Consider the following 221-nt stretch of genomic DNA (forward strand, 5'->3'; position numbering starts at 1 on the left):
CCGATCGTCAAGGGTTCGGCCAAGCTGGCGCTGGAAGGCGACAAGGGCGAGCTGGGCGAGCAGGCCATCCTGGCCCTGGCCCAAGCCCTGGACACCTACATCCCGACGCCTGAGCGTGCCGTTGACGGCGCGTTCCTGATGCCGGTGGAAGACGTGTTCTCGATCTCGGGTCGCGGCACCGTGGTGACCGGCCGTATCGAACGCGGCATCATCAAGGTCGG

The 221-nt window shown here is 67.0% G+C and carries 1 pseudogene; it reads left to right on the forward strand.

Annotated features, from left to right (window positions below):
* Positions 1–221: pseudogene (gene tuf / locus KDH83_RS32370) on the forward strand (elongation factor Tu); the annotation flags it as partial.

This window comes from Achromobacter sp. Marseille-Q0513 (assembly GCF_018195695.1).
In the GTDB taxonomy this organism is placed as follows: Bacteria; Pseudomonadota; Gammaproteobacteria; order Burkholderiales; family Burkholderiaceae_B; genus Achromobacter.